Source organism: Faecalibacterium sp. (assembly GCF_052358865.1).
In the GTDB taxonomy this organism is placed as follows: Bacteria; Bacillota; Clostridia; order Oscillospirales; family Ruminococcaceae; genus Faecalibacterium; species Faecalibacterium butyricigenerans.
Window position 1 is genome coordinate 1 of sequence record NZ_DAWCVJ010000114.1, and the last position, 5,391, is coordinate 5,391.

The window sequence follows — 5,391 nt, forward strand, 5'->3', positions numbered from 1 at the left end:
ATACTATGTGGCCCTCGGTACGGGAAATCTCAACCAATATCTGATTTTCATTTTGGCAGACCTCATTTTTCTGATTTGTGGTGTCATCTATTTGGCAAGCAGTTTGTTGGTGGCATGGAAAGAAAAATCTTTGGCGCATAAATACCAAGGGCAGAACCTCTTTTTCTTTGGGCAGATTATTTCAAAATTACAGACTACAACCAAAACCATGACATTGATCTGCCTTACGCTGGTGCTTTCCATTTTCCTGTTTATTGCGGCACCGGCATTGACTGGATGGGCTTCTGGCTATCTGGATATTCGTTCTATGTATGATGTGCAGATTAGCACACGCTACAATGATGTTTATGATGAAGCCGATTTGCCGCGAGATAATTATGAGCTTGTCACGGAATTTCTTGAGGAGCACAATATTGAAACCTCTTTTGATCGCATGGTAAATCTCTATCTGCCAAACAAATCAGATTTTCATAATCGGGTAAAACTGGACTTCCCCGTGGTGGCGATGTCGCTTTCTGATTACAACGCCCTGCGTGAGATGCTGGGAATGGAGCAAATCTCCTTAAAGGAAAATGAGTTTACGACCCAATGGCAGTCTATTGCAACCGAGGATGAAAGAACAGAGTTTTTAAGTAGTATTACAACCGTTTCGACTGATGCTGGCGATTTGGTTCTTGCTGAAACTGGCTATTACGACGAGCCGATTGGGGAAACGGTATATAACGACTATACCGATGTTGTATATATCTTTCCAGATATCGTCTGCAAGGAACTTCTTTCCGTTATGAAAAACCGCTATATCATAACAGCGGAGCCAGTCTCTTATGACGATACTAAGGATTTGGAGGCTGAATTTTGTTCGGTGTATCCAGAGAGCGCAGAAGGTGTTCACTACTATATGCGAACCCACACCCAGCAGGTCAACAGTACCAAGGCTGAAATGTTCGTTCTAAAAGCAAGTATGACCTATGGAGCGGTGGTTCTCATGGTAATCTGTTTGACCATTCTGGCCCTGCAACAGCTATTAGATGCAACCCATTATCGGTATCGCTTCGGAGTACTTCGTAAGCTGGGAGTAGAGGAAAGCGAGATTGACCGACTTGTCTTAAAGCAGTTGGCAGTATGGTTTGGCTTGCCGATTGCTGTGGCAATCTTAATTTCTCTGGTGGTGATTTTCTACTTCTTCCAAATGATTTCGGTACAAATTTCGGCCTATTTGGGCTTTGGTGCTTTGATGGCACAAGTAGGTATTATCGTCGGTATCCTTATTCTGTTGCTACTGTGCTACTTTATCAGCACATGGATTTTGTTCAAGCGATCCATATCAGAAAACTAAACAAATCCTAATCTGCCGCACGACGGCAAAAGAAAAAAAGCCGTCGTAGAGCAGAGAATATTCGTGCGCTTACTTTACAAGCGGCGGCTTTGACAAGATCAGAGCCGCCGTTTTTTTGTCTGTTTGAAAATGCGACGACCCTCTTTCCGTACTATGACACGGCGGCATTTAGGAGGATGCCGCCGTGGTTCAATTTATCTATCGACAATATTCGACAAATGGTAGCGGGCTAAAAAAAGTGTAGCTCCCCCTCCGGGTAAGTCTGGCTACGAACATGAAATATTTCAGTATGTAAATAGAAATGTAGTTTCGTGCGCCCGTATTGCGTCATGCTGTGCGGGCGCTTTTCTTTTATCCCCTGCCAGCTTCGAGACACTTTGTCCCGAGGTTGGTAGGGGCGGCCCCGGCTGTCGATCCCCGCCGCCCCCTCCGTCCAGATCGCCACTCACCAAAATTTGAACGGAGGAAAATATAATGACTACTATCAATCTGAAAGACTATTACCCTTGGTACTTAACCAATGAATATATCGAAGTTCCCGATGAAGTGGCTGCCGAGCTCCGGGCTGGCAAGTTGGCCGAGGCTGCCCGCGCCGAGCGCGTCCGCTACAACAAGGCGTACTATTCCCTCGACTGCGATGACGGGATCGAATACTCCGCCTGTGTGCATGAGCCGTCCCCGCAGGAGCTGCTGGAGCGCATGGATCGTTTCTGCCACCTCTGGAACGCTCTTAACTCCTTGCCCGAGATCCAGGGCCGCCGGGTGGATGCCCACCTCATTCTCGGCAAGAGCTATCGGGAGATTGCTCGGGACGAGGGCGTGGACAAAAGCGCTGTCCGTAGTTCCGTCCTGTGCGGGATCGAGGCCATGAAAAAATATTTGAGAAAAAATCTCTAATCAGCATCTCCATTTGCCCCCTTTTTTCTGGTGGTATATGAGAGGAGGTTTCTTCTCCACAATGGAATAACGGGCGGCCCCGAGCATAGCGCGGGGAGCCGAGCGGCGGGTGCGCTGTGACTTCCTCCACGGGAACGAGCGAACAACACCAGCGCCGCAAATGGGCCGGGCCAGTCCACGGCCACGATCCGCAGTTGGACAGGCTGGCCGCCTGTTCCTCCGGGCCGCAGTTATCCGTTGTGCAGGGGCGTCGTGCCGAATATCGCTGTCTTGTGGCAGGGCAAGAAAATGAGCGCGGCGCTCCCAATTTTATAAAACAGCTTCGAGACAGAGTGTCCCGAGGTGGAGAAAGACGAAGGGCCAGCACTTCCGGGTGCTGGCCTTTCCTGTTTCCCCATCGGACAGCGGGGATCAAAATTAGAATGAGGAGGTTTTACCGTGAGACTTACCACGCAGGAACTTGATAAAATGCAAAGCGTCGATATTGGCGCAACCAACGCAGACACGCTTTCCGATGTCAGCGGTATGGCCTTTCAGAAGGGGCTGTCCCGTGAGGAACGCATCGCCCGGTTTATGCAGCAGGCGCAAAATCTGTACTGCTTCTGCGTCGGCGGCGTGGGCGTAAAAATTGAATTTGCAGAGAATGGCCCGTCCTTACAGGACACGCTGGGCGACTTTCTGCTCCGCGCAAAAAGCGGGCTGTAACTTCGGTTACGGCCCGTTTCTAACTTCGAGACAAAGTGTCCCGAGGGCGGTGCTTTCAAAGGCATCCTTGTTGTCCCTCCGGGACAGAGGTATAATATAGGTGTAATGTGATAGGGAAGGAGGACAAATGGCAAGAGCAAAAAACAGAGGGTATCAAGACTTTTTCCCCTCTTATTCCAACCCTACACGAACCCGGCGCTGGCGAATGGCAAGCTACATCCGGCTCTCAAAAGAGGATTTACAAAAGATACGGAAAGGGCTTGACTGCAGTAACAGCGTCAAAAATCAGCGGGACATCCTCAACTTCTTTTACCAGTCCCACATTGAGGAATTTGAAAGCATAGCGGAATACATTGATGACGGCCACACCGGGACGGACACCGACCGGGAAGATTTTCAGCGAATGATGGCCGACATTATGAGCCACAAAGTCAACTGCGTTGTTGTCAAAGACCTTTCCCGTCTGGCCCGCAATTATAGCGACGCCGGGAGCTTGATTGACAACCTGTTTGTTCAGATGGGTGTCCGCTTTATCAGCCTTGCTGAGAATGTGGACAGCTACCTTGACCCGGACAGCGTTTCCGATATTAAGGTTCCCATCACGAATGTAATGAACGACAATTACTGCTTTCAGACCTCAAAGAAGATCCGTCAGGTCTTTGACTACAAGCGGCGTAGCGGCCAGTATATCGGCTCTTTTGCTCCGTTTGGTTATGTCAAGGACAGCAAGGACAAGCACCAACTGGTGGTTGATCCCGATGCCGCCGAAACGGTCAAGCTCATATATTCAATGTTCCTGCAAGGTAGCTCCAAACGGGCCATCGGCCTCTATCTGAACGAACATGGCATACCGAGCCCCTCGGCTTACCGCCGCTTAAAGGGCCTGCCTGTTTCCTCTGGCGTGGGTGACAATCCCATGTGGAGCGCACGAATGATCCATGAGGTACTGACAAATGAGATTTACACCGGGGATTTGGTACAAGGCCGTCACCGGGTAAAGAGCTACAAGGTACACCAGATCGAGGCGGTGCCCGAGGAAGATTGGGTACGGGTTCCGAACACACACGAGGCCATTATCTCCCGCGAGACTTTCGACAAAGTACAGGGCCTTTTGAAACGGGACACGCGCACATCTCCCCAAGGCCGGGAAGTTCACCTGTTCAGCGGTTTCCTGCGGTGTGCTGATTGCGGTAAAGCCTTAACCCGGAGCACAAGCGGCAAGTATGTGTATTACGCTTGCTCGACCTACAAGAACCGCTCCCGGACGGCTTGCACAATGCACTCTATCAAGCATAACCACTTGGAGGCGGCTGTCCTGTTTGCTATCCAACAGCAGGTGCATCTGGCGGTTTCCTACTCTGAAATTATTGCCCTTATCAACACGGCCCCGGTCAAAAAGTGCCAATCAAAACGGCTGGATGATCTGATAGCGGCAAAAGAGCGGGAACTCGCAAAAGTTACCCGCTACAAACAAGGACTGTATCAAGACTGGAAAGACGGCGAGATCACCCATCAGGACTACCGCAACATGAAGGCCGACTATGACCACCAAACAACCACGCTGACCGCTGTATTGGAAAAGCTGACAGCGGAGCGGGCTGAACTGGCAAGCGGCGTGGACAATGAGCACCCGGCGCTGGTGGCCTTTATGAAATACCAGAACATTGAGTGTCTGACCCGTGATATTCTGGTTGAGCTGGTAGACCACATCAAGGTTTACGAAAACGGTAATATCAGCGTTCGCTTCAAGTTTGCCGACGAGCTTCGTAAAATCGTCGAGTACATCGAGCTCAACACCGAGCCCCGCGCACAGGTTGTTTGAGCAGTTTCTACCCCACCGCGACAGCTTGTTTTCCTAATAGGCGGTAATCATATCGTGGCTTGCAGACGAGCTTTTTCGTTTGGCCGGAGAAAAATTACCATACCTCACATGCGAAGCATAGATGGAAAATCGGAACCAAGGTTTTCCACCAGATGGCAAAAGCACTTCTGACTGATGGTCTTTTGTCCGTTTTCCCAGCAGCGGATGCTTGTCCGGCTGACCTTTGCATGGTCGGCGAGCTGCTGACGGCTCCAGCCTTTTGCCTCCCGGTATCTGCGGAGGAAGTCTCCTCCGCCCCGGTGCAGAAACAGGGTGTAGTCGTCCAGAATGTCCTCCACCGGGATGCCGTAAAGGGCGGCGAGCTTGTCCGCAAGTTCCGGCGTGAAGCTGCGGTGAAATGCGCCGCTTTCCAGATCCCGATAGAGCCATTCCTCCATGCCCACCATGGCAGCAACCTCTTTTTGCAGCAGGTCAAGACCATAGCGGCACCAACGCAGACGGTCCCATGGGTCCGGGATATCGGCGTAAGAGTGGGGATTCTCTTTTCCATCCCAAAGTGCGCTGGGGAGAGGATAGCATTCTCAATGCATCGGCTGGCGTAAGTCGAAAATCTGGCCCGGCGGGTGGAGTC

General features: G+C 50.9%; 5 protein-coding genes. 4 read left to right on the top strand and 1 reads right to left on the bottom strand.

Annotated elements, in window-relative coordinates; genetic code table 11:
- The 4 genes from ACT8X9_RS12625 to ACT8X9_RS12640 form a co-directional block, all read left to right on the top strand.
- Positions 1-1,336, top strand: a 1,336-nt coding sequence (locus tag ACT8X9_RS12625) for an ABC transporter permease (protein ID WP_444269222.1), incomplete at its 5' end; no start/stop codon positions are given.
- Positions 1,337-1,810: 474 nt separating this feature from the next.
- A complete protein-coding gene (locus ACT8X9_RS12630; protein ID WP_444269223.1) occupies positions 1,811-2,233 on the top strand; it encodes a sigma-70 family RNA polymerase sigma factor in 423 nt (140 codons plus the stop codon).
- A gap of 438 nt (positions 2,234-2,671) precedes the next feature.
- A complete protein-coding gene (locus ACT8X9_RS12635) occupies positions 2,672-2,938 on the top strand; it encodes a DUF6870 family protein (protein WP_444269224.1) in 267 nt (88 codons plus the stop codon).
- Positions 2,939-3,065: 127 nt separating this feature from the next.
- Entirely contained in the window at positions 3,066-4,760 is a 1,695-nt protein-coding gene (locus ACT8X9_RS12640; RefSeq protein ID WP_444269225.1) for a recombinase family protein, read from the top strand.
- A 104-nt stretch (positions 4,761-4,864) separates the two neighbouring features.
- Here ACT8X9_RS12640 and ACT8X9_RS12645 read toward each other — a convergent pair whose 3' ends face one another.
- The gene (locus tag ACT8X9_RS12645) at positions 4,865-5,278 is read right to left on the bottom strand and encodes a helix-turn-helix domain-containing protein (RefSeq protein WP_444269226.1); all 414 of its coding nucleotides are present in this window, start codon (positions 5,276-5,278) and stop codon (positions 4,865-4,867) included.
- Positions 5,279-5,391 lie beyond the last annotated feature (113 nt).

Coding starts and splice junctions, on each gene's coding strand:
- ACT8X9_RS12630 (WP_444269223.1), top strand. CDS start 1,811: ATGACTACTATCAATCTGAAAGACTATTACCCTTGGTACTTAACCAAT.
- ACT8X9_RS12640 (WP_444269225.1), top strand. CDS start 3,066: ATGGCAAGAGCAAAAAACAGAGGGTATCAAGACTTTTTCCCCTCTTAT.